This is a genomic window from Campylobacter sp. BCW_6463 (assembly GCF_001762785.1).
GTDB lineage: Bacteria > Campylobacterota > Campylobacteria > Campylobacterales > Campylobacteraceae > Campylobacter_D > Campylobacter_D jejuni.
Window position 1 is genome coordinate 1 of sequence record NZ_MJXL01000058.1, and the last position, 1760, is coordinate 1760.

The 1760-nt window shown below is 25.9% G+C and carries 1 protein-coding gene; it reads left to right on the forward strand.

Annotated features, from left to right (window positions below; genetic code table 11):
- On the forward strand, positions 1–1760 hold a 1760-nt coding region (locus tag AJ884_RS06785; RefSeq protein WP_070286517.1), incomplete at both ends, for a type VI secretion system Vgr family protein.

Here is a 1760-nt window from a genome sequence, read left to right on the forward strand (position 1 = left end):
GGAATTATCACTTATATAAAATATCTAGGTATTAATCATGAAAGTGCTTTAAATATTAATGATAGCGCTTCAAATACTAAGCAAATAAAATACAAGCATTTTTTTTCTTTTAAGCTTCAATCAGTCTTGATAAGACTTTCTTTAAATAAAGCCAATCGTATTTATACTCATACTAATATTATAGAAGTGATTAAACAAACCCTTGGTTTTTATCAAGATATCTTACATAAAGAAATTGATTATTCTAATATACATTTTAATTATGAAAAACAAGAACTCATCTCTCAATACAATGAAAGTGATTTAGACTTTATTACAAGATTAAGCCATAATAATGGAATCTTTTTTTATGAAGATGAGAACACTATTTATTTTTGTGATGTGTATAAAAATGTAAAAAATAAAGAAATTGAGTATAATCCTAATATTAATAATATTTTAAATCAAGCTTGTATTTCTTCTATTTATAAAGAACAAAGCTTAAGAACTAATTCTTTTACGCATTCTAGTATTAATGCCAATACTCCTTTAAATCTTTTATCCTTACACTCTAATAAAGTTCCTTATGAACAAGAACTTAATAACAAAGCTTATTATAATGAACATTTTTATGAGAGTGAATATTCTTTTACAAAAAGCATTGATTTAAAGACTAAGCCTTCTCTTAAAGAAAAAAGAGCCTTAGTATTAAATGAAAGCTTACTAGCAAAAAGTAATATTTATCATCTTAGCTTAGGAGATTTTATCACTTTAAATTATAAGGAGTTTAATCATCAAGAAGAAATAAAAAATCAAGATGAAGAAAAACAAGATAAAGCTTCTTTGCTTAAAGACTTTATTATTATTGCTAATACTCAAATCTTAATTGATGATGCCATCTTAGCTAATTCTATTAATACGAATGATCATTTAAATTTAAAAGATTTAAATTTAAGTAAATCTTATTCTAATACTTTAACTTTATTAAAAAAGAATATTATCTTTACTCCAAGTTTTAAAGCTAAACCTAAAGCTCCTAATAGCACTCAAGGTATTGTTATAGGAGAGAGTAAGGATATAGAAAGTGAGAGGAATACTATTTATACTGATGAGCATGGAAGGGTTAAGGTAAGGATTAATCTTTATGCCAATCAAGAAGAATTAGATGAAAAAGAAAGTTTATATCATCACACTCCTTTTTTAAGAGTAGCTTCTAGTATAGCAAGTAATCATTCAGGTTTTTATCATACTCCAAGAATTGGAGATGAAGTGATTATTTCTTTTTTAGATGATGATATAGATAAGCCTTATGTAAGTGGAAGTTTGTATAATGGGACTAATCCAAGTTTAGTAAATCTTCCTTTTAATGATCACCAAACTTCTCTTTCTTCTAAAACCATAGGTGTTAATGAAGAAGGTTATAATGAACTTACCCTCTCAAATATAAAAGATAAAGAACAAATTTATTTAAAAGCCCAAAAGGATTATGATGAATTAGTCCAGCATAATTTCACTCAAAGAATCTTAAATGATAAAGATTCTATAGTGGATGGAATTTATAATGAAAGGATTAAAAAGATTCATACTCAAATCATAGACTTAGCTAAAAATGTCAATATAGGAGGAGAATACTTAACTAATGTAGGCTTATCTAAAGATACCATAGTAGGATTAAGCAATACCTTAAATGTAGGAGTAGATAATAAAGTAAGAGTGGCTAAAAACTCTCATGAATATGTAGGAGAAAACAAAGATATAGAAATAGGTGCTAATCAAAATAC